At 26.9% G+C, this 22,349-nt stretch carries 16 protein-coding genes and 1 pseudogene; 11 read left to right on the top strand and 6 right to left on the bottom strand.

The features are described from left to right. The first annotated feature begins 885 nt into the window (after window positions 1-885). The 11 genes and pseudogenes from infC (at window position 886) to AYWB_RS03185 (ending at window position 11,003) form a co-directional block, all read left to right on the top strand. Window positions 886-1,419, top strand: a complete 534-nt coding sequence (infC, locus tag AYWB_RS03235) for a translation initiation factor IF-3 (protein ID WP_083755016.1) — start codon at window positions 886-888, stop codon at window positions 1,417-1,419. A 114-nt stretch (window positions 1,420-1,533) separates the two neighbouring features. Beyond that, on the top strand, window positions 1,534-1,740 hold the full coding sequence (rpmI, locus tag AYWB_RS03230) for a 50S ribosomal protein L35 (protein ID WP_011412939.1): 207 nt from the start codon (window positions 1,534-1,536) through the stop codon (window positions 1,738-1,740). Between the two features lie 14 nt (window positions 1,741-1,754). Continuing rightward, entirely contained in the window at window positions 1,755-2,438 is a 684-nt protein-coding gene (rplT, locus tag AYWB_RS03225; protein ID WP_011412938.1) for a 50S ribosomal protein L20, read from the top strand. A 138-nt stretch (window positions 2,439-2,576) separates the two neighbouring features. Continuing rightward, a complete protein-coding gene (locus AYWB_RS03220; RefSeq protein WP_011412937.1) occupies window positions 2,577-3,206 on the top strand; it encodes a hypothetical protein in 630 nt (209 codons plus the stop codon). Further along, entirely contained in the window at window positions 3,199-4,257 is a 1,059-nt protein-coding gene (locus AYWB_RS03215; RefSeq protein ID WP_041639936.1) for a M42 family metallopeptidase, read from the top strand. Before AYWB_RS03220 ends, AYWB_RS03215 begins: the two co-directional genes overlap by 8 nt. 237 nt (window positions 4,258-4,494) lie before the next feature. Further along, the gene (gene acpP, locus AYWB_RS03210; protein WP_011412935.1) at window positions 4,495-4,725 is read left to right on the top strand and encodes an acyl carrier protein; all 231 of its coding nucleotides are present in this window, start codon (window positions 4,495-4,497) and stop codon (window positions 4,723-4,725) included. A 93-nt stretch (window positions 4,726-4,818) separates the two neighbouring features. Continuing rightward, window positions 4,819-7,284, top strand: coding sequence for a leucine--tRNA ligase (gene leuS / locus AYWB_RS03205; RefSeq protein ID WP_011412934.1), 2,466 nt, complete (start codon window positions 4,819-4,821; stop codon window positions 7,282-7,284). 152 nt (window positions 7,285-7,436) lie between these two features. After that, window positions 7,437-8,072 (top strand): guanylate kinase, encoded by a 636-nt coding sequence (gene gmk / locus AYWB_RS03200; RefSeq protein WP_011412933.1) that lies wholly within the window; start codon window positions 7,437-7,439, stop codon window positions 8,070-8,072. Then, window positions 8,056-8,301, top strand: coding sequence for a DNA-directed RNA polymerase subunit omega (locus AYWB_RS03195; protein WP_011412932.1), 246 nt, complete (start codon window positions 8,056-8,058; stop codon window positions 8,299-8,301). The genes gmk and AYWB_RS03195 overlap by 17 nt, the downstream gene beginning before the upstream one ends. A gap of 165 nt (window positions 8,302-8,466) precedes the next feature. Further along, window positions 8,467-9,378 (top strand): annotated as a pseudogene (rsmH, locus tag AYWB_RS03190) (16S rRNA (cytosine(1402)-N(4))-methyltransferase RsmH). Window positions 9,379-9,542: 164 nt separating this feature from the next. Then, a complete protein-coding gene (locus AYWB_RS03185; RefSeq protein ID WP_011412929.1) occupies window positions 9,543-11,003 on the top strand; it encodes an MATE family efflux transporter in 1,461 nt (486 codons plus the stop codon). Between the two features lie 160 nt (window positions 11,004-11,163). Here the strand turns inward: AYWB_RS03185 and AYWB_RS03180 are convergent, their stop codons facing one another. The 6 genes from AYWB_RS03180 to AYWB_RS03155 form a co-directional block, all read right to left on the bottom strand. Further along, a complete protein-coding gene (locus AYWB_RS03180) occupies window positions 11,164-13,164 on the bottom strand; it encodes a heavy metal translocating P-type ATPase (protein WP_011412928.1) in 2,001 nt (666 codons plus the stop codon). Window positions 13,165-13,359: 195 nt separating this feature from the next. Next, the gene (gene spoVG, locus AYWB_RS03175; protein WP_011412927.1) at window positions 13,360-13,659 is read right to left on the bottom strand and encodes a septation regulator SpoVG; all 300 of its coding nucleotides are present in this window, start codon (window positions 13,657-13,659) and stop codon (window positions 13,360-13,362) included. Between the two features lie 262 nt (window positions 13,660-13,921). Next, complete coding sequence (rsmA, locus tag AYWB_RS03170) at window positions 13,922-14,728, bottom strand: 16S rRNA (adenine(1518)-N(6)/adenine(1519)-N(6))-dimethyltransferase RsmA (protein WP_011412926.1); 807 nt, start codon at window positions 14,726-14,728, stop codon at window positions 13,922-13,924. Window positions 14,729-14,827: 99 nt separating this feature from the next. Next, on the bottom strand, window positions 14,828-16,081 hold the full coding sequence (locus AYWB_RS03165; RefSeq protein WP_011412925.1) for an HD domain-containing protein: 1,254 nt from the start codon (window positions 16,079-16,081) through the stop codon (window positions 14,828-14,830). Window positions 16,082-16,393: 312 nt separating this feature from the next. Then, a complete protein-coding gene (locus AYWB_RS03160) occupies window positions 16,394-16,969 on the bottom strand; it encodes a phosphate propanoyltransferase (RefSeq protein WP_041639933.1) in 576 nt (191 codons plus the stop codon). Window positions 16,970-19,167: 2,198 nt separating this feature from the next. Continuing rightward, window positions 19,168-19,974, bottom strand: a complete 807-nt coding sequence (locus AYWB_RS03155; RefSeq protein ID WP_011412923.1) for a hypothetical protein — start codon at window positions 19,972-19,974, stop codon at window positions 19,168-19,170. Window positions 19,975-22,349: the final 2,375 nt, after the last annotated feature.

The following is a 22,349-nucleotide window of genomic DNA, read 5'->3' as shown; positions in this document are numbered from 1 at the left end:
GGAGTTCCACTTATCTATATATTAATAATGCAAGACCCAAATTAGCAATTAAACCACAAAAAGAAAAAACCAAATTCAACTTTGCAAATATCAAACTATTTTTTTTTTGCTATTTTCTTTTTATAATTTTTTTTAACATTTTTATTTTTAGGAATAAATAAAAATTCATGGTTTTATTTAATAATAAACTCAATTATGGCTATTTTAATTTTAATCATCGCTATAGTAATATGGGTTTCAATTTTAGAAAAATTCGATTATTATATACAAACCAAAACAGCTAAGAAATATGAATGGATTATTATTAGTTCTTTGTTTATTATTTTTAATATGGTTTTATTTGCGATACGTATATTTACTGATTCTAAATTTTAGATAAATTAATATTTATTTTATTTAAAAAAATGTTAGCATCATTTGTATTTTTTTTATTTTCTAACTCACTTTTATTTTGCTATTTTTCTATTTACACCAAACCTATAAAAATTTCCAAAAAATCACTAAAACCATTGACAAACCACACTTTTTATTATATAATTAGAGCGGTATTGTTATTGCTTTATTTTATAATATTCAAAATACAATTATAAAAATTATCAAATATTTTGTAATAATCTTATGATATTAACGTGAAAAGAAGAGTTTTTCTCTCGCCTGATTAACAATTAGTTTTTAGGCAAATGGCACATAAACATTTATTTTTTTGCAAAAAAATGCAATAAACATTTAGTGTTAGTTATTTTAGAGAAGAGAAATGTTCCTTTGGATATTTCTCTTTTTTTATTTTATTTTATTTTCTCTTTTTGCCTTGTTTCTTTTTTTCATGTTATGCCATTTCATTTTATTTTTACAAAATAACCCCAAAACCAAAAGGAGGTTTTAAATATTAAAATCAACAAATTTAAAAAAAGTTCTAATTATGATCTATATAATGAAAATATACCACAAGGAAAATATCTCATTATTGATGAAAAAGGCGAACAATTAGGTGTTTTTGATCAAAAGGAAGCTTTAAAATTATCAGAACAAAAAGAAATTGATATTGTAGTTGTAAACGCAGATTCCTCACCGATGGTAGCGCGACTGATGAACTATCAAAAACATCGTTATAACCAACAAAAAAAACTTCGTGAAACCAAAAAGAAAACCCAAATTAGTGTTTTAAAAGAAATTCGCCTCAATCCCACCATTGATAAAAACGATCTAAATACTAAAATTAAACAAGCCCAAAAATTTTTAAAACAAGGTGATAAAGTAAAAGTTAGTATGCGTTTTCGTGGTCGTATGATTAATAATTTTCAATTAGGAGAAACAGTTTTTAAACAAGTTATGCAAGATTTAAAAAACTTATCTCAAATTGAGACTCCTTTAAAACTACAAGGTAATCAACTAACAGCAGTTCTGTCGCCTTTAAAATAACTTTAATGGTGTATTTTAATGGCTGAAAAATTAATCAAAATAAAACTACTTAACCCAATTCATAAACCAAAAATATTTTTTTACACCCAATTAAAAATAAAAAAATAAGAAAGGATGATTAAAGTGATTAAGAAAAAATCCCACAGCGGGCTTAAAAAACGCATTAAAATTACTAAAAAGAAAAAATTATTAAGAGGCCACGCATACAAAAATCACCTTGCAGCTTCCAAAACTACAAAACAAAACCGCCAACTAAGAGGAGTGACTTGTGTTAAACTTTGTGATTACAACAGAATCAAAACTCTTATTAGAGGATTATAGAAAGGAAAAATAATATGGCAAAAATTAGTTTTACTCCTGCAAGACACCGTCGTCGCAAAAAAGTTTTAAAAATGGCAAAAGGATATTTTGGTTCCAAAAGCACTCTTTACAAAACAGCTCATGAGCAAGTAATGCGTTCTTTGCAATACGCTTATAGAGACCGCAAACAAAGAAAAAGAGATTTTCGTAAATTATGGATTTCTCGTATTAATGCTGGTGCTATGTTATGTGGAATGCAATATTCTCGTTTAATGCACGGACTTGCTTTAGCAAAAGTGGATGTTAATCGCAAAGTATTATCGGATTTAGCACACTTACAACCAGAAACTTTCGCACAATATGTTCAATTAGCAAAAGAAACCTTAGTGCAATTTCAACAAACATTTAAAAAAAAAGAAAATCAATCAACTAAATTACAAGAAGTACAATCAAACCAACTTGCACAAACCGAAGAAAAAACCTCTCTACAACTTGAAAAAGTTTTATCTAATGAACTTTCTGAGGAAAAATCCGATTATGCTTTGGAAACACAACCACAAATAACCCAAATTAAAGCAAAAAAACCTTCTTTAGATTTATCTAAAATGTTGCTTCCTGAGTTAAAAAAATTAGCAAAAGAACACAAAGTTCCTAATTTTAATAAACTTAAAAAAACCGAAATTGTTTCAGCTTTAAAAAAAGCTCTTGCTAAAAAATAATTTAAAAATTTCAAAATACGTATTTTCATGATTTTTCTTTTTTTAATTTTAAACTTGATTTTTATGTTTTTCATGAATAATTATTTTTTAATTTTTCATTTTGCAATAATTAGAAAAAAATAGGAGTTATATAATATAATGAATCAAATTAAACAAAAACGTTTACAAGGATTTTACTCTTTATTATTGGCAACTTTTTTTCTTTTGGTAGCTGTATGTTGTTTTTTTGACCAAACATTTAAACTTGGAAGTTTGAAATTCCAATTAGGATTATTTTTTTTAGGTGTACTTTTATCGCTATTTACTTATTTAGTAGTTTTTAAAAAATACAAAGAAACTTTTTCTAAACTTCGTTTTTTCTTTGCCCTAGAAGTTTTTGTCTTTGTTTTTGTCATTGTTACTTCCTTTTTTTTACCGGGATTAGGTTTGTTAAATATTGATGATTTCAAAACCAAAAACCCTTTAGTTGGCAAACTTTTAACTTTTAACTGTTGTTTGTCATTGATATTTATTTTTCACAGTTTCATTAATTTAAATATTAATTATTTCAAGAAACAAAATTTTTCATTTTTCATTTTATATCTTTTAATGTTTGGATTTGGTTGTTTTGGATTAGGTAGTAATTTATTTGAAAACTTAAAAAATATCATTTTAAAATTATTTGCTGTTTTATCTTTAGTGCACAGTATTTATCTTACATTTACAGGAATTAAACAATTCCAAATCGCTAGTTTACACGCACCCAAAAATGAGAATGAAAATGAGTGATTTAGTTTCTTTATTAAAAAATTTAACAATGTTAAATGGTATTCCAGGTCAAGAAAAAGCAGTTGCTAATTATGTAGTGAACAAAATTCAAAACCAAGTAGATTCTATCCAATATGATAATTTAGGCTCCGTAATTGCTTGTAAAGGAAAAACAGGTCCTCGCATTATGTTTGCAGCACATTTGGATGAAATAGGTTTAATAGTTAAGCAAATTACTCCAGAAGGTTTTATCAAATTCCAAACTCTTGGTGGTTGGTTTTCTCAAGTAATGCTTGCTCAAGTGTGGCAAATTCACACTGATAAAGGCATTCTTAAAGCAGTTACTGGTTGTAAACCTCCACATGCCATGTCTTTTCAAGATCGCAATCAAGTTATTAACACTTCTTCTATGTATTTAGATATTGGAGTTGCAAACAAAGAAGAAGCTTTAAAATTAGGCGTTCGTGTTGGTGATATGGTAACTCCTTATATAGAATTTAGTACACTTGGTAATTCTGATTACCTCCTTGCAAAAGCCCTAGATAATCGCGTGGGAGTTGCAATTGTGATGCAAGTTTTACAAAATGTCAATCCTACTACCCATCAATTTTTTGGTGTTTTTACTACCCAAGAAGAAGTAGGACTACGCGGAGCTCAAACCAGTGCTCACAAAGTACACCCTCAAATTGCTATTGCTGTTGATACTGGTATTGGAAATGATGTTCCGGGGGGCGAAAAAGAAGGGCATACTCTAGGAAAAGGCCCTCAAGTTTTAGTTTATGATGGGGGCTTAGTTGCTCACAAAGGATTACGCAATTTTGTTCTTAAAATCGCTACCGAAAACAATATCCCTGTACAAGAAATAAGTGGAATTGGTGGTAGAACCGATGCTGCAACTATGCATTTAGTGCGTGAAGGAGCAGCTTCCTTATCTTTTTGTGTTCCTGTACGCTACATTCATTCTCACACTTCTGTAGTACACAAACAAGACATTATAAACACTATAAAACTTTTAACTTTGTTAGCGAATCAATTAGACGAAAAAAAAATTAACGAAATTTTATTTCAATAAAAACAATTACAAAATTAAATAATTTCTCATTAACAAACTAAATTATTTTAATAAAATATTTTAGTTTGTTTCTTGTAAATGGACACCTTTTTATAATTTACAATCAAAACAACTTCATTTTGAATACAGGCAAATCATTTACTTTTTTTTATTTTGGCAAATGTAACAATTAAAAAAAGATTTTTTTTAGTATAATATTATTAAGCAATTATTGCTTTTTTGAAGGAGAAATAAAAAATGATTTTTGAGAAAATTAAAGATTTAATTGCCACCCAATTATCTTTAGATACTTCTACAATTACTTTAGACACCCGTTTTAAAGAAGATTTAGGACTTGATTCACTTGACGCTTTAGAACTAGTTATGGAAGCAGAAAAAACATTTCAAATCAACATTAGTGATGCAACTTTACAAAATTTCAAAACTGTTCAAGATATCGTTTTTTACATAACCAAAAACACCTCTTAAACTAACTCATTTTTTTTTTTTTCAATCATTTAATTTATCCCCCACATTATAACACATCATAAAAGTTAAAACAAATATAGAAGGCTTTCAAGTATGACAAAATTAATTTATGATTTTAAACAAATAGAACATAAATGGCAACTTTATTGGCAACAAAATAATGTTTTCAAAACTCAAGATAACTTTTCAAAAAAGAAATTTTATTGTCTTGACATGTTTCCTTATCCTTCTTCTGAAGGGCTTCATGTAGGCCATATTGAAGGTTATACTGCAAGTGATATTATGAGTAGGTTCAAACGCATGCAAGGTTTTAATGTTTTGCATCCTTTTGGTTGGGATTCGTTTGGTCTGCCCGCCGAACAATATGCTTTGCAAACAGGCAAAAACCCCCGCAATTTTACTTATGAAAATATCAATAATTTTAAAAAACAAATCCAAAGTATTGGTAAAAGTGTGGATTGGGACAGAGAACTTGCCACCTCAGATCCTTATTTTTATGCCTGGACTCAATGGATTTTTAAAAAACTTTACGAAAAAGGACTAGCAGTTCTCAAAAATATAGAAGTAAATTTTTGCCCTAATTTAGGAACAGCGCTTGCCAATGAAGAAGTAATTTCTAATGAAAAAGGGATGTTTTCTGAAAGAGGTAATCATCCGGTTGTTAAAAAAAAGATGAAACAATGGGTTTTAAAAATAACTCAATATGCCGACAGACTTTTAGACGACCTTAATTTAGTTAATTGGCCTTTAAATGTGAAAGAAATGCAAGCTAATTGGATTGGCAAAAATCAAGGAGCAATTGTCTCCTTCCCAGTTTTCGATCAAAAAATGACTTTAAAAACTTTCACCAATCGCCCCGATACTCTTTTTGGTGTAACTTTTTTAGTAATAGCGCCCGAACACGAATTAGCCTTACAACTAACCAAAACCGAACACCAACAAGCAGTTAACAATTATTTGGAATTAACAAAACAAAAAAAAGACTTAGAAAGAGACATCAACAAAGACAAAACAGGTGTTTTTACAGGCAGTTTTGCAATTAACCCTTGTAACAACACCAAAATTCCTATCTGGATTGCTGATTATGTTCTTCCTCATTATGGTACAGGCGCTTTAATGTCTGTTCCTTGTCATGATCAAAGAGATTTTGAGTTTGCTCAAAAACATGGTTTAAAAATGATTCAAGTCATAAATCCCCCCTCTTCTGATTTTGCAATGCCTACCACCAATCAAACTCAACCTCCCTTGACCGAGGCTTATACAGGGGAAGGGATTCACATCAATAGTGATTTTTTAAATGGTCTTAATAACGAACAAGCCAAAACTAAAATGTTGCAATTTTTAGAAAAAAAAAACCACGGTTATCCTCATTATACTTATAAATTGCGTGATTGGGTCTTTTCGCGCCAACGATATTGGGCAGAACCCTTCCCCATTTATTATGATGATTCCAATAATGAAATTTATACTGATAGCGATACAAACTTACCAATAGAACTTCCTGTTTTGGAACAAATCAAACCATCAGGCACAGGTGAATCACCCATATCCAAAGCCCATTTTTGGCTATATTTTGAAAAAGATGGCAAAAAATATCGCAGAGATTGTAACACCATGCCACAACTTGCAGGTAGCTCTTGGTACTATATTGGCTATATTTTGAAAAACCATTTGGGTCTAATCCCGTTAAATACCGCCAAAGCAAAAGAACTACTTGACTATTATTTGCCAGTAGACTTATACATTGGAGGGACAGAACACGCTGTTGGTCATTTGCTTTATGCACGTTTTTGGCATAAGTTTTTATACGATCTGGGTTTGGTTTCTACCAAAGAACCTTTTCAAAAATTAGTTAATCAAGGTATTATTTTGGGACATGATCACACTAAAATGTCCAAATCCAAAGGCAACGGAGTAAGTGCTTCCTTAATGCTTGCGCGATATGGCGCCGATGTACTGCGAATTTATATCATGTTTATGGGTCCGTTAGAAGATATTAAAAATTGGTGTGAAAAAGGTTTCAAAGGAATACAACGTTTTTTAAATAGAGTTTATCAAATGTTTTCTTTTTCAATGCCAAATGATTTTGAAACTTCTCTAAACGCTATTTATCATCAAACCATTTTTCAAACAACCCAAGATTATGAAAAATTGAAATTCAATAAAGTTATTAGTCAATTAATGATTTTTGTTAATCAAGTTTATAAACATCAAAAAATAGGAAAAAAACAAGCACAGATCTTTTTACAACTATTAAATCCGATTGCTCCTCACTTGACAGAAGAAATTAATCAAACCATTTTAAAAAATAAAACCCAATTAGTTGCTTTAACTTGGCCTTTTTATGATAAAAACCATTTGGAACAACTGCAAGTAAAAATTATTGTGCAAGTAAATAGTAAATTAAGAGCTGTTTTAGAACTTCCTTTTAATTTGTCTTCAGAACAAATTAAAATTCGAGCTTTGCAAGATTCAAAAGTTAATAAGTTTGTATGCCATAAAAAAATTCAAAATATGATTTATATTCCCAACAAATTGTTAAATATTATTGTTAATTAATCGATATTAATATCAATATTAATTTTTTTGGTGGTGATTGTTTATTTTAATCAAAACCACTTTAATTTTTTAACCTTCAATTTTTAAAATTATTTAAGCACAACTAATATTATTAACCACTTTCACAAAATTTAAGAAAAAGGTAATCTAACATGAAATTAAATAAAAAAGGACTTTTAATAATTCTTTCAGGACCTTCAGGAGTTGGTAAAGCCACTGTTAGAAAAGCTTTGTTTGAAATGACTAATCATAATTTTGTGTATTCTGTTTCTGCTACTACCAGAAAACCGCGACCAGGCGAACAAGACGGTAAAGATTACCATTTTCTAACTAAAGAAGAGTTTGAAAAAGGGATTGAAAACAATTGTTTTTTAGAATGGGCTAAATTTATTGATCATTATTATGGCACTCCTAAAAAGCAAATTCAAGATTTTTTAAAACAAGGAAAAGAAGTGTTTTTAGAAATTGAAGTTGAAGGAGCCACTCATTTAAGAAAAAAACGTATGCCAAACACAGTTTTTATTTTTTTGGTTCCACCTAAAAAAAAAGATCTCTATGATCGTTTAAAAAAACGTGGTACCGAACAAGAAATAAATATTGTACAACGAATTGCCAAAGCCAATAACGAGTTTCGCTTAGCTCACAAATACGATTATATTGTAGTAAATGATGAAGTGGCTAATGCTGCTGACCGTATTATTGCAATTATTAGAGCAGAACACGCCAAAACGAAACGTAGTATTCGCAATTATTTAAAAATATTGGAGGATAATGTTTATGCAGAATAATAGTAAACCAAATAAAAAAAAATACAATAAGGAAGGTTTGATCTATCCTTCTATTGATAAATTATTGGATAAAATTAATTCTAAATACAAATTAGTTCATATTGCAAGCAAAACTGCTCATGTCATAGAAGCTCAAAAAAAAGAATTGCCTGAACTTTTGTGTAATAAAGTAGTTGGTAAAGCTTTGGAAGAAATTATTAATGATAAAGTTAAATTTGCCTTTAAGTAATTAACATTTAGACGCTATTTCATATTTGATAAAATAAGTTAAATTAAACAATATTATTTGTAATTTAACTATTTTTTTTATAATTGTAATTCATTTTCCTTTTCTTTTTTTCAATATTTATTTTTTTGAATCACATTTTTTAACTTTGCAAGTTAGGTAAAAACCATGAACAAACAAAATTTTCACCATATTTCAGTTCTCAAAAAAGAAGCCATAGATTTTTTAAAGATCAAGCCTGAAGGTATTTATGTAGATGCCACTTTAGGGCAATGTGGGCATACTATAGAAATTGCAAATCTTTTGCAACAAGGGTTTTTATATTCTTTTGACCAAGATGTAGAAGCTTGCACAAATGCTAAAAAAACCTTGTCACCACATTTGCCAATTGAAATAATTCATAGTATTTTTCGTATTTAAAGCCCAATTAGCACAACGAAAAGTTTTTCATTAGATGGTATTTTATTTGATTTGGGGCTATCTTCTTGTCAAATTGACAATCCCCAAAGAGGATTTAGTTATTTGCATAACACTCCTTTAGATATGAGAATGAATATTAATCAAACAATTACTGCACAATATATTTTAAATAATTACTCCTTTGCACAATTAAAAAATATTTTTAAGCTTTATGGTGAAGTTAAAAATGCTTCTTTGGTTGTCTCAGAAATCATTAAACAAAGACCTTTGCAGACATCTTATGATTTGGTTTCTATAACTGATCGATTTTGCAACCTCCAAAAAGGACATAGTGCTAAAAAAATATTTCAAGCGTTGCGTATTGAAGTTAATCAAGAATTAGAATCCTTAAAACAAGCCTTGGAACAAAGTCTTGATTTATTAAAACCAAATGCCAGGATAGTAGTTATTAGTTTTCATTCATTAGAAGACCGAATTATTAAACATTTTTTTAAAAAACATAGTACTTTTGTTTTACCTAAAAAATTGCCTATTGCAATTATTCCCCAAACTCCTTTAAGTATTATTACTAAAAAAGCCTTTTTGCCAAGTGAAGAAGAAATGCAAAACAATTCGCGTAGTATTTCAGCTAAATTGAGGGTAGCTGTAAAAAATGTTTAGTTGCCTAAATAAATGAAATATTTTAGCACATTCCCCCTCTAAATATAACCTTTTGCCTCCTAAAACCCCTCTAATTTTGATAAAATATAATATGTGTTATGGCTTTTATTTGCACATATTTTCAAATTGTTTGACTCAACCAAAACATTAGATGGAGGTTTTTTGTGGTTAAAACAAAAGCAATAACACAAATTTTAATTAATGAAAAAAGAAATAGAAAATTTTTATTAGAAGGAAACTTATGGAAAGTAATTTTTTATTTTACATTTCCTATCATTATTTATTGGATTTTTCAAAATGCATCAGATGCTATTGACCTTTTTATTTTAAAAAGAAATCAAATTTCAGATAATCAACTCACTTTTGTAAGTCGCGTACATATATTTAAAGGTATTCTTATTCCTTTTGGTATTTCTATTGCCACAGGAGGTGTTATTTTAGTAGGACGTGCTTATGGACAAAATAATGTTAATAAAATGCACCTTTATTTGGCAAAAACTTTTGTTCTTTCTATTTTAACGGGGTTTATTTTAGTTTTTTTATGCATTTTTGTTTTCAAAAGTTTCATTGCAACTAATATTTTAAAAATTAGTCAAAATGCAATTGAAAACAATGAAGGTATTAAGTATTACAATCTTATTATATTGTCACTTGTTTGCATCATTATAAATACAGTTTTTTTAAGTTTGGAGCGCGCCAAAGGTAATAACAAAATTGCCCTTTTTTTAAATATTTTGAATGCTTCTATTAAAATTATTTTTTCTTTTGTTCTTTTTCATTATTGGAATTCTTCCATGGTTTCTTTGGCTTTGGTTACTTTGATTTCTAACGGAATTGTTACTTTATTTGCTTTGTGGTTTTTATTTTTTGACAGCAAAAACCCCTTCCGTATTATTTTATCCAAAATCAGTTTTGATAAAGAATTTTTAAAAAAACTTTTCAAATTAGCTATTCCTGTTTGTGCTAGTATTAGCATTTATAGTGTTGGCAAATTAATTGTAAGTATCATTGTTAAAGAATGTTACGGCGATCCTCAAGGAATTAGTAGTTCTCAAATTGGAGCTAATTTAGCCTTAGCAGTAACTATCAATAATGTCTTTTATAATGCTCTTAATTCTTTTTCGGATTCCCAAAATGCTATTATATCTCAAAATTTAGGTCATAATAACCTTAATAGAGTTTTTGAAGCATTCAAAAAAATTATTTTTTGTATGTTTGTTTTGGCTTTGATAGGCTCTTTGATTAATATTTTTGGTTATAAGTTGATTTTGCCATTATTTCATGGTAGTCCTTGGGAAAAGATTTCTAGTTTGGAACAAGATGCTTTTCGTACATTATTATTTTTTGAAACAACTAGTTTATGGTTATCGTGTGGTTCTATTATTATGTTTAATTTTTTATTAGCTTTTAAACGCGTAGGGCCTTCTGTTTATCTTAATTTTTTAAGAACTTTAATTCGTGTCTTTTTTATTGTTCTTTTTTCCAAATACTTTTTAAATCAAGGCGTAATGGGAGTAGGTTTGAGCATTTTTCTTAGTAATTTTATTTGTTTTATCATTACATCATTAATTTTTTCAACTTTTTATCTTAAATTAAAACGTGATAAAACATTTGAACAAGATTAAATAATTATAAATATAATAATAAAATATTTTAAAATCAACACTCTCCTCTTTTTTAAATTATGATTTGATAATCCTTAATATGTAAATAAAAAACCACCCTTTGGGGTGGTTTTTTTTGTCTTTGTTTTGTCTTTTATAATGATGTTAATAAAGAAAAAAATTATTTATTAATTTTTTTTTTATTAGTCTTTTTGTCTTCTGGTTTAGGGTTTTTGGGGTTTTGTAAAAGTCTTAAACCATTGAAAATAACTAAAATTGTGCTTCCTTCATGGCAAGTGACTGCCCAAGGTAAATTCATATATCCAAAAAGATTACAAAGATTCAAGATACAAACTACTGCCATAGCAAAAATAATATTTTGCCAGATGATTTTGCGCAGTTTGACAGCTACTTGGTGAGTATAGATAATTTTTGATAAATCATTTTGCATTAAAACTGCATCTGCTACATCCATTGCCACATCAGTACCGTTTTGCATCGCAATTCCTACATCAGCAGCTTTAAGAGCAGGAGCATCATTAACACCATCACCTACCATCACTGTAGTGCCTTTTTCTTTTTGTAGTTCTTGAATTTTTTCTAGTTTGTAGGCGGGTAGAATATTTCCCCAAGCTGCATTTAGATGAAGTTTTTTTTGTAAGATGCAAGCGCTTTGATGAGTATCTCCTGTAATTACTGCAGTATATATGTTTTTATTGTTGAAGTATTGCATCAAATTATAAGCTTGAGGACGCAATTTATCCAAAAGTGCTAAAGCCATAACAATGTGATTATTACAACTAAAATAAACGATGGTTTTACCTTCGGATAAAAATTTTTGAGTTTGGGCTTGTAAAGATTCAGAGATTGGGGTTTTGGTAAAATCATTAGCTTTTGCAATTTTATAATGATTGTTTTGAAAAAAAGCTTCAAGACCGATGCCAACTGAGTTATTAATTTCCATTTGGAGATAAGATTTATGGTGGAAATGGTTTTTAATAGCTAGTGCTAAAGGATGGTTTGATTTTTGTTCCATCCCTAATAATATATTTAAATATTTGTTATACTTTTCTTCATTTATTTCAGGCGCTACATAAACATCAGTTACTTGAGGTTTGCCTTCAGTAAGGGTACCTGTTTTGTCGCATGCAAAAACTTTGATGTCTGCAATTTTTTCCAAAGATCTGCCTTTTTTGAATAAAATTCCTTTTTTAGTGAGGTTAGAAATAGCTGTAAGAGTGGAAGGAATGTCAGCGGCAGCTAGGGCACATGGAGATGATACAGTTAAAAAAATCATTGTTTTTTGTAGCCATGTGATAAATTGGAAATTGGAATTACTTTGTCCAGCAAAATGTAGTATTCCTGCAAGACCAAGGACAACAACTACTATTGCCATAACTGTTTTTACGTAAATTGGTTCTATTTTTTTAATTAAAGTAGCAGTTTTGGAAATATTGTTTTGAGTTTGACTTACCAATCTTACAATTTGAGCAAAAACAGTCTTTTCGTTAGTAGCTGTGACACGCATAACAAAATGGCTGTTGCCGTTAATGGTACTGCCGTAGACAAAATCGCCTCGTTGTTTGTCGCAAGGAATGCCTTCTCCTGTTATGTGAGCTTCGTTAATGTTGGGGTTGCCCGAAACAATTACGCCGTCAGTAGGGATTTGGTCGCCTGGTAAAATTAAGACTAAATCATTTATTTTGAGTATTTTGGAAGGAATAATTTCAGTGCTGCCGTCTTCTTTTTGCAATCTTGCTTCTGCTACTTGAAGTTTTAATAGATTTTTGATTTCTTTTTGACTTTTTGACTCAACGTATTCTTCTAAAAAAGAAGCTCCTGAAAATATGACAATTAATAAAATTCCATCGTTGTAGTTTTGTAAATATAAAGCTCCTAGAGCAGCTAAAGTCATTAAAATATGAATGTTTGGAGTGAATTTTTTAAATTTGCAAGTATCTTGCCAAGTTTCTATAAAACCTTCTAAAATGACATGATAGCCGATTAAAAATAAAAGTGCCAAAGAAACAAAGACTAATACTAATGTGTTTGTGTTCTTGTAGTAATGTAAATATATAGCAAATAAACTATATAAAAATGTTCCTATAACAAAACAAATTAATTTTTTTTTATCGTTGTGTTTGTGATTGTGGATGAATGAATAATTGCTGCAACAAGACAAATTTTTGTACCTCTTTGCTTAATTTTTTTGGGATAAATATTTTAGTAATTTAAAGTTTTTTTGTGATGATTGGGTTTTTAGTTTGGTGTGTTTTAGTTTTTTATTTGCAAAAGTTTTTTAATAAAATGGTGTTTTGAATTCAAAACATGTAAAAAAAATTCCAAAAAACTGGAATTTTTTTAAAGGTAATGATTATTAATTTTCAGAATTTTGAGAAAAATCTTCTTCTTGTGGAGGGTTATCTAGCAAATCTTGGTATTTGGTTTTGATACAATTTTCAATTATTTGACGGGTTTCTGAATTGATGGGATGAGCGATATCTCTAAAGTTGCCTTTGGAAGTTTTTCTACTTGGCATAGCAATAAATATACCCCTTTCTCCTTCTATAATTCTGATGTCATTAACTACAAATTGGTTTTCAAAAGTGATTGAAGAAACTCCTCTTAATCTACTTTCACCGTTTATTTTTCTAACTTTTACATCAGTAACTTTCATTTCTTAAGCCTCCAGTTTTGCTTCATTTTATATTAAATGCTAAATTATTATTCATTATTTATTATTTATGGTTTGTGCAATGATACAAATTACAAATAAAATATAAATAATTATTGGATACAGTTAATATTTTAATGTTTTTTTATTTTAAAAAAGATTAATATTTAATTTTTTGATATTGATGTTTAATATCGGAAAAAAGGAAAAAATTATTTTCTAATGAGCTTTTTGATTTATTTTAAATATGAAAAGTTTTATTATTTTATGACATATTTAAAAAAATAAACCATTTAACAGTTAATTTTTGAAAAGTTTCTAAAGTTACCTGTTCGGCTCTAATTTGTAAAGGGATGTGATGTTGTAAGAAAAAGGGAATAATGGTTTCTTTGGATAACAAAAATTGACAAGATAAGTTGTTGAGTAAAGTTTTTCTTTTTTGTTTAAAGGAATTTTTTACAAACTTGATAAATTGTTTTAAGAAAGTAGGTAAAATGTTGTTATTTTTAGTAAGTTTGATAACAATACTGTCTACTTTGGGTGTAGGAAAAAACATATGTCTTTTAACTTCTTGGATTTTTTCAATACTAAATAGAAATTGAATAATTACAGATAAAGCGTTATAATTTTTGTTATTTGGTTGAGCCAGTAAACGCATTCCTACTTCTTTTTGAATCATAATAGTAGCATCATTAATTTGTGGAGTGTCAATAATTTTAAAAAGAATAGGTGAGGTAATATAATAAGGTAAGTTACCAATTAAACTTAATTGAGAGTTAGGACTAAAATAATGATCAAAATCTTTTAATAAATCTCTTTTTAAAAAATCATCATAAATGATATTAACATTGTTATGATTTTCAAAATTTAAAAAAGGTTTAAGGGTAGCATCAATTTCATAGGCTAAAACATTTTTAGCTTGAGGGACAATAATTTTGGTTAAAGCACCTTTACCAGGTCCAATTTCTAAAACATTTTTGTCTGTGATTGAAGCCTTAGTTACAATTTTGTTTAATAAATTAACATCTGTTAAAAAATTTTGACCGTATTTTTTTTTGTTTGTGTGATGCATTTGATTTCCTTAAATAAAATTGATATGGATGTTGGCTTTTGGGATTTGTAGGATAGTTGCGAATTGGGGGAATTTTTTTTTGGGGGGGGAGTTTCGGTTTTATAAAGGGCGATAAAAAAATTTATTATCTTGTTTAGGGCTACTTTTAATTAAACTTTTAATAATGGGAGATTCTTCTTTAAGACTTTTGAGTTCTCCCTGAGATTTAATTAAGATTTTGGTTTCAAATTTAGGCTTACTTTCGGAATAAGCATTTTGAAAAGCAGCATTACTTGAAGTATAATATTTAATATAATCGGTGTTTTGGCTGTGATATTGTTGCTTAATGTGTGCAATTTGTTCTTGGTTTTGTTTGTTATCATCTAAAATGTGCCAAATACGTCTATTGAGAAAATCATTACATAAATTTTTTAAAATGGTATCATTACTATTTTTAAGATGCAAGATTAAACCATTCATATAATAATCATCAATTGCTAAGTATTTATCTAGTTCAGTTTGATTGTTTACAAAATTATAAAAAGGTTGGATGTATGGATCTATAGGATATTTATTTTGTAGTAAATCAAATAAACGTTTACAAATTTTTTCTAAAATAGTGTTATAAGCTCTTACTTTAGGATGATAATACACTTGCCAGAACATATGATATCGGTTAATTAAAAAATTTTCAATAGCAAAAACACCACTTTGTCTAAAGGCAATACATTTTTCGTTATTTTTGCTAGGATGAGGCTCAATTATCATGCTACGCATTAAACGTTCTAAATCGATATGCCCATAAGTGGCACCTGTAAAATAAGAATCTCGTTCTAAATAATCTAATCTGTCAATATCAATTTGACTAGTTAAAATTTGTTCTATTAAGGGGAATTTCTTTGTTTTTTCAATCACACTAGCTACATCGTTTTTGAAATCAGGACTTATTGGATCTAATAAAGTTCTAATTTCTTTGTTATTTTTGATTATGCGTGCACTTTGTGTTTCGTGGTTTACGTCAAATAAGGTTTCAAAAGAATGAGAATAAGCGCCGTGTCCAATATCATGTAACAAAGAAGATACTAGTAAAATTAATTTTTGTTTTTCAGAAAAGTGTTTTTTAATATTTGTGATTTTTAAAAACCGTCTTGCAAGTTCATAAACACCTAAACTGTGTGTAAAACGAGAATGTTCTGCTCCATGAAAAACGATGTTAGCTCCATTTAACTGTTTTATACGTCTTAATCTTTGGAAAACAGAAGTATCAATTAATTTTTCAATCAATTCGTATTCCAGATAAATATAACCGTAGATAGGGTCACGAAAAACTTCAGATCTGAGAAACTTTTTAAAAGATGGATTGGTTGTTTGCATTGATTTTATTGAGGATAATTTTTTAATTAAGTTTATTGGGTTTTTGTAATTTTTATCCTTATCCGTTTTACCTCCTTCTTGTTGTTTGCGTTTTTAAAAGAAGAGTTTTTATTGAGCGAAAGACACAAATGAAAGGAAATTTATGTCTTTCGTTCAATAAAAAAATAAAATAATTTTTAGTTATGTTTTTTAGTTATGTTAAGGGGCGAAAATAAATATAGGTTATAAGGTCTTTGGGGGTTAGTTGCAAGATCCTTATAACTCAAGAATTTAAGTTAAAAAATTATTTATTTTTTTATTTTGTTTAATGATTTATTTCAGTAATTTAACAGTATCGCCATTTTTGAGTAAAAAAGCACTGCCGTCATCAGTATCTAAGTGGCATTCAAGTTTAAAATCAGGGTGTACTCTGCACAAAACTTGTTTTAAGATACCAGGTTTAGTGCCTTCAATTTCAATACTTACCATTTGTTTGTCAGTAATGTCAAAATTTTTTGCGTCTTGGGTAGATAAATGAATGTGTCTGTTGGCAATAATAACACCTTCTTCAATGTCTACTTGACCTTTTGGTCCTATTAAAGTGGCTTTGCCTGAACCTTTAATATCGCCTGAAGATCTAACAGGAGCTGTAAAACTGTGTCTTAGAGCATCACTTTGACTAATTTCTACTTGGTCAAAAATTCTTGTGGGTCCTAAAATCCGAACTTGTGGAAGAATTTTTCCTGATGGACTCATAACATCAATTTTTTCTTGCGCTGCAAATTGTCCTGTTTGTTTGAGTGGTTTGAAAAAAGTTAGTTGATAATTTTTTTGACCGAATAAAATATCAATTGTTTCTTGTGATAGGTGAGCGTGTCTTCCTGAGATTCCTATTGGAATGTGATACATGTTTTCCTCCATTGTTTGTATTTACAGCTTTATTATAACATTTTTATTATAAAATGCCTCTTATTTTCTACATATTTTAATTTTTTTTTAAAAGAATTGGTAAAAAGTTTTGGTGAATAAATAGTATATAATTTTTTAGTAATTTACTTTATTATAACATGTAATATTAGAAATATTCAAGGTAATTTAATGATAGTATTCATTACATTATCATCTATAATTTTTTTCTAATATTGCATTCTGCTTTTCCTCTATAAAATGCTCCCAAAGTTAAAATAGTAGTTACGAACTTCACCCCATTTACCATACATTTTTTTAGGGTTAAAAAAATAACAATCAAGTTCTTTTTTCATCTTTTCAAATCAAAAAAACATTACAAAAAGTTGCAAAAAACATTTATTTACTATTTCTTTAATAATGGGGTACGGGTTTTGTTGGTTTTTTGATTTGAAAAGATGAATTTTAATTTTATCTTTGCATTATATAGTTAGGTTAAAAAAGTGGAAAAGGCGGGAATAAAATTAAATTAAAGTTATTTTTTTACGCAATTATTTTGTTTGATTGGTTTTTTGTTGAAAAAATATTTAGATGGTAAAATGTAAGGAATGAAAGGCGGTTATGTTGATGAAAAATACAAATAACAAGAAAAGAAATTGAATTATTGTAAATCGTTATTGATTATAGTAACCCTAATTTAGAAAATATTATTTTCACCTTAGTTAAAATTTTCACAAAAATACTTTTTTTATTTATAAAATTTTAAAATTATTCAAAAAAAATCACAATAATTATTATTTTTGGTGAAGAAACAAAAAACCAAAAAAGAAAAAACTAAAATCATCGATTATTTGGCGTTAAAAAAATTGGTAGGGTTTTTTATATCAAAAAAATTATTTTTCAATTGGTTATGGACAAATTGCAGTTCTTTATCAAAGAATTTTTAAAATCACAACATTAATCATAAATTAGTGTTAAAAATTATGAAAAAAATAAAATGGTTGATGAAATGGAGACAACCTAATTCAAAAAAAAATTTTATGAGGAATTTTCAAAAAAACTAATTTAATTAAAAATGATTTTAAACTAATAAATCATTAACTAAATTATACACTGATTTGACTTGGTTTTACAAATATTAAAGTGCATTTGTGGGTTTCAACGATTATTGATGGGTATAATGATCAATTTTTGGCATCGGTTATTGGCAAAAATCCTAATTTAGAATTAGTTAAAAAAAATTTTAAAAAAAATACTTAAATTAAAAAAACTTGTATTATTCACTCAGATCAGTTGAAAGTTTATCAAAGTATTAAATTTCAATTTTATTTAAATAATAGAGGTTTTTTTAGTATGTCGCGCAAATCTACACCAAACGATAACACGGTAACTGAGTCTTATTAAGGTTTTTATTAAAACAAAACAAGAACCGCGATTATTTTTAGATTCTTTTAATATGATTAATAAAAAAATTAGGAAATTTATTTCTTTTTATAATAAAAATTGGCTTTTTTTGTTAAATTAGGTTATCAGTCTCATTTGGGGCATTTGAAAACATTATCTAATTAATGTTATCTTTTTTATCTTTTATATTTATTAGTTTTATTAGCGCTTCAGAGCGTTATGGCTACATAACTTTTGAATCTAAATAAATTATCTTGTTTTTTCACCTTTACTCCTGATAAACAACTTTTATTAGGGAAAAAATATATTTAATTATTAATCATAATAAGATATTTAATAAATCATCATTAGCACCTCATATTTTAAAGCCATTTAGCATTAAATTTAGTTAACCAAAAAAGCCAAATGATTACAATAGATAGCACCTTTTGAAAAACTATTTTAACTTAGAAGAAAGCTTTTATTATAATAATTTTTTTGCCTTTTGTTATCAAAGAAATCCAATTAACATTTAATCTCAACAAGATATTTATCACCTACACAAAAGCACATTCCCTTTTATTGCATTTTCTAAAAGTAATATTTTAAAAAAAATATTTTAAACATTACCAATTATAAAATAACAATATTTTTAATATGGACTTTAATTTTCATTATAATTTTTTATAAAAACAAGATATTAAAAATATAAACAAAAAAACTAATCTTTTTTTAGAAAGATTAGTTTTTTTGTTTATAAAAAAAGAAAAGAAGAAAAAATAAATTCTAAACTAAATAATATTTTAAAAAGTTATTTTTTATTTTTTTATAAAGGAAACATTATCTATTCCAAAACCAATATCAAAAAATAAATTATCTGATGTATAAGAAAATGTTTTAAAAAGTAAATTTATTGGAATAGCATTACTTATAGGAGATTTAGTTATTTCTATATCTACAATAAAATCAAGTACATTATCAGAATTCCATCTTGTATGTTCATCAGAACCTATATAATTATGACTTTCGGTATCGTAAAAAAAACTATAAATTGTTCTTTTTTGTATTTCATTTTGTTTTAATCTTAATTTATTATAAATGACTCCTCCTCCTCCTTCTTCAAATATTTCTTCAAAATCTTTTAAAGATATATAAAATGATTGTGGATGGCTTTGTTGTTCATATATTTTAAAAAAGTTTTGAGAACCTTCTGTAGTTGGAAAAGAACCATAAAATTTAAATGAAGGGTAAAAATTGATTAAAATATCTGAAAATTGATCTTTTATTTCTTCTAAAGAAAACACTCCTAAATGATAATTTTTATTTAAATCCAATTTAATATTTTTTACAATATCATAAAAAGATAAATTTTGTGGATTTGATTTTTTATGACTTAGTCCTTCCAAAGTTTCGAAACTTTTTGAACTACTTGTTAAACTTATTTTTTTTGATTGATTCGAATGGATTCTATTTGATGTTGAAGAAGAAGCAATATCTTTATTTATCATAGCAAATATATGGTTTTGATTAAATTTATTAAATAATAAAACAAACAAAACAAATACAAATGTAAATTTAAAATATTTTTTATTAAAAAAATAATTTTTTTTAATATCTAATTTCATTATTTTATATACCTCATTTTTATTTTTTTTTATTAGTTTAAATAAAAAAATATATTAAAAAATGGAATATCGCAATTCAATTTAACCATAGACAAATTTATTTTAAAAATAAATTTGTCTATGCTATTCTTATTATATCACATTACTTAAAAAAACGAACTGCACCCCATTTACCACGCATTTTAGGGTTAAAAAATTAACAATTAATTTCTTATTTAGGTATTTATTCTCATCTTTTAAAATCAAAAAAACATTACAAAAAATTGCAAAATTTCTTTAATAATGGGGCGTTGTCTTTTCTGTTTTTTTGCGAAATTATGTTGTTTGATTGTTTTTTTGTTGAGAAAAAATATTTAGATGGTAAAATGTAAGGAATGAAAGGCGGTTATGTTGATGAAAAATACAAATAACAAGAAAAGAAATTGAATTATTGTAAATCGTTATTGATTATAGTAACCCTAATTTAGAAAATATTATTTTCACCTTAGTTAAAATTTTCACAAAAATACTTTTTTTATTTATAAAATTTTAAAATTATTCAAAAAAAATCACAATAATTATTATTTTTGGTGAAGAAACAAAAAACCAAAAAAGAAAAAACTAAAATCATCGATTATTTGGCGTTAAAAAAATTGGTAGGGTTTTTTTATATCAAAAAAATTATTTTTCAATTGGTTATGGACAAATTGCAGTTCTTTATCAAAGAATTTTTAAAATCACAACATTAATCATAAATTAGTGTTAAAAATTATGAAAAAAATAAAATGGTTGATGAAATGGAGACAACCTAATTCAAAAAAAAATTTTATGAGGAATTTTCAAAAAAACTAATTTAATTAAAAATGATTTTAAACTAATAAATCATTAACTAAATTATACACTGATTTGACTTGGTTTTACAAATATTAAAGTGCATTTGTGGGTTTCAACGATTATTGATGGGTATAATGATCAATTTTTGGCATCGGTTATTGGCAAAAATCCTAATTTAGAATTAGTTAAAAAAAATTTTAAAAAAAATACTTAAATTAAAAAAAACTTGTATTATTCACTCAGATCAGTTGAAAGTTTATCAAAGTATTAAATTTCAATTTTATTTAAATAATAGAGGTTTTTTTAGTATGTCGCGCAAATCTACACCCAACGATAACACGGTAACTGAGTCTTATTAAGGTTTTTATTAAAACAAAACAAGAACCGCGATTATTTTTAGATTCTTTTAATATGATTAATAAAAAAATTAGGAAATTTATTTCTTTTTATAATAAAAATTGGCTTTTTTTGTTAAATTAGGTTATCAGTCTCATTTGGGGCATTTGAAAACATTATCTAATTAATGTTATCTTTTTTATCTTTTATATTTATTAGTTTTATTAGCGCTTCAGCGCATTGAGGGCTTTTGGTTTGGTTTTAGAATTTTAAAAAACTCTTTTTCCAATAACCGAAAGGAAAAATTAGGGAGTTATTTATATATCGGAAAATAATAATGATAGATAAATGATATAACTATAATATCAAATATCAAATATCAAATATCGATTATCATTATCGATATAATATATAAAATATCACCCCTTAAAAAGGTTTGGCTTTGACAAAGAATTTTAGATATTAAAAGCTGTTATAAAACTTTTAATGAAGTGTTTATTTGATTTTGGATATATATTTATACATGGGATGTATTTTTTTAACCCGACAACCTTTTTTATTTTTGGTTAAAAACACTTTGATGTGTTTAAAATCTTATAATTGATAATAAATAACGTTTAGGCTTTTTTATAGTTTGTTTTGATAGGGGTTTTTTTTATATTTATCTTTTTTTAAAAATCTAATTTAAAGTATCTAACTTATCTATGTTTATTTTGCTTATTAAATTCTTTAATGTAGTCTTTTTGTTCGTTGAGATATTTATATTTGGGGAAGATAGAGAAATGTTTTTTTTTAAGGGTATTATTTTGGGTTTTATGTGGTTGTTTAGAGTTATATTATTATGTTCTTCGGAATGATGATTTTTGATTATTTCTATTCTATATTTTTTTTATTTCATCTAAGATTTGAGGGTCTACAAATAGAGTTTGGTTTTTGGGCGGTAGTTTACTTGTTGGTAGTAATTTTTCTTTTTAGAATGAGAAACAATTGTAATATTTAATAATTCTCCTTTTAATGTTTGTAAAAAAGTTTTTTATTTGAAATAATTCTTTTTGTGGATATTCTCGTTATTTGTGTACTGATAAAGATTATGCTTTGGGGTTTAAAAAACCGACCTATTAAAGGAAATAAGAGTATTTTTTATGATGATTATTTAATGCATAAAATAGATGAAAAAGGTAATATTAAAATACCTCAAAATTATTATGAGAAAAAGAATGTTAAAT

The organism is Aster yellows witches'-broom phytoplasma AYWB (assembly GCF_000012225.1).
Lineage (GTDB): Bacteria > Bacillota_I > Bacilli_A > Acholeplasmatales > Acholeplasmataceae > Phytoplasma.
The sequence above is the reverse complement of the archived record's forward strand: the minus strand, read 5'-3'. Positions and strand labels throughout refer to the sequence as shown.

Excerpts from the sequence above, each read along its gene's own strand:
- rpmI (WP_011412939.1), top strand. The coding sequence starts at position 1,534 with ATGATTAAAGTGATTAAGAAAAAATCCCACAGCGGGCTTAAAAAACGC.
- rplT (WP_011412938.1), top strand. The coding sequence starts at position 1,755 with ATGGCAAAAATTAGTTTTACTCCTGCAAGACACCGTCGTCGCAAAAAA.
- AYWB_RS03220 (WP_011412937.1), top strand. The coding sequence starts at position 2,577 with ATGAATCAAATTAAACAAAAACGTTTACAAGGATTTTACTCTTTATTA.
- AYWB_RS03215 (WP_041639936.1), top strand. The coding sequence starts at position 3,199 with ATGAGTGATTTAGTTTCTTTATTAAAAAATTTAACAATGTTAAATGGT.
- acpP (WP_011412935.1), top strand. The coding sequence starts at position 4,495 with ATGATTTTTGAGAAAATTAAAGATTTAATTGCCACCCAATTATCTTTA.
- leuS (WP_011412934.1), top strand. The coding sequence starts at position 4,819 with ATGACAAAATTAATTTATGATTTTAAACAAATAGAACATAAATGGCAA.
- gmk (WP_011412933.1), top strand. The coding sequence starts at position 7,437 with ATGAAATTAAATAAAAAAGGACTTTTAATAATTCTTTCAGGACCTTCA.
- AYWB_RS03195 (WP_011412932.1), top strand. The coding sequence starts at position 8,056 with ATGTTTATGCAGAATAATAGTAAACCAAATAAAAAAAAATACAATAAG.
- spoVG (WP_011412927.1), bottom strand. The coding sequence starts at position 13,659 with ATGAAAGTTACTGATGTAAAAGTTAGAAAAATAAACGGTGAAAGTAGA.
- rsmA (WP_011412926.1), bottom strand. The coding sequence starts at position 14,728 with ATGCATCACACAAACAAAAAAAAATACGGTCAAAATTTTTTAACAGAT.
- AYWB_RS03165 (WP_011412925.1), bottom strand. The coding sequence starts at position 16,081 with ATGCAAACAACCAATCCATCTTTTAAAAAGTTTCTCAGATCTGAAGTT.
- AYWB_RS03160 (WP_041639933.1), bottom strand. The coding sequence starts at position 16,969 with ATGTATCACATTCCAATAGGAATCTCAGGAAGACACGCTCACCTATCA.
- AYWB_RS03155 (WP_011412923.1), bottom strand. The coding sequence starts at position 19,974 with ATGAAATTAGATATTAAAAAAAATTATTTTTTTAATAAAAAATATTTT.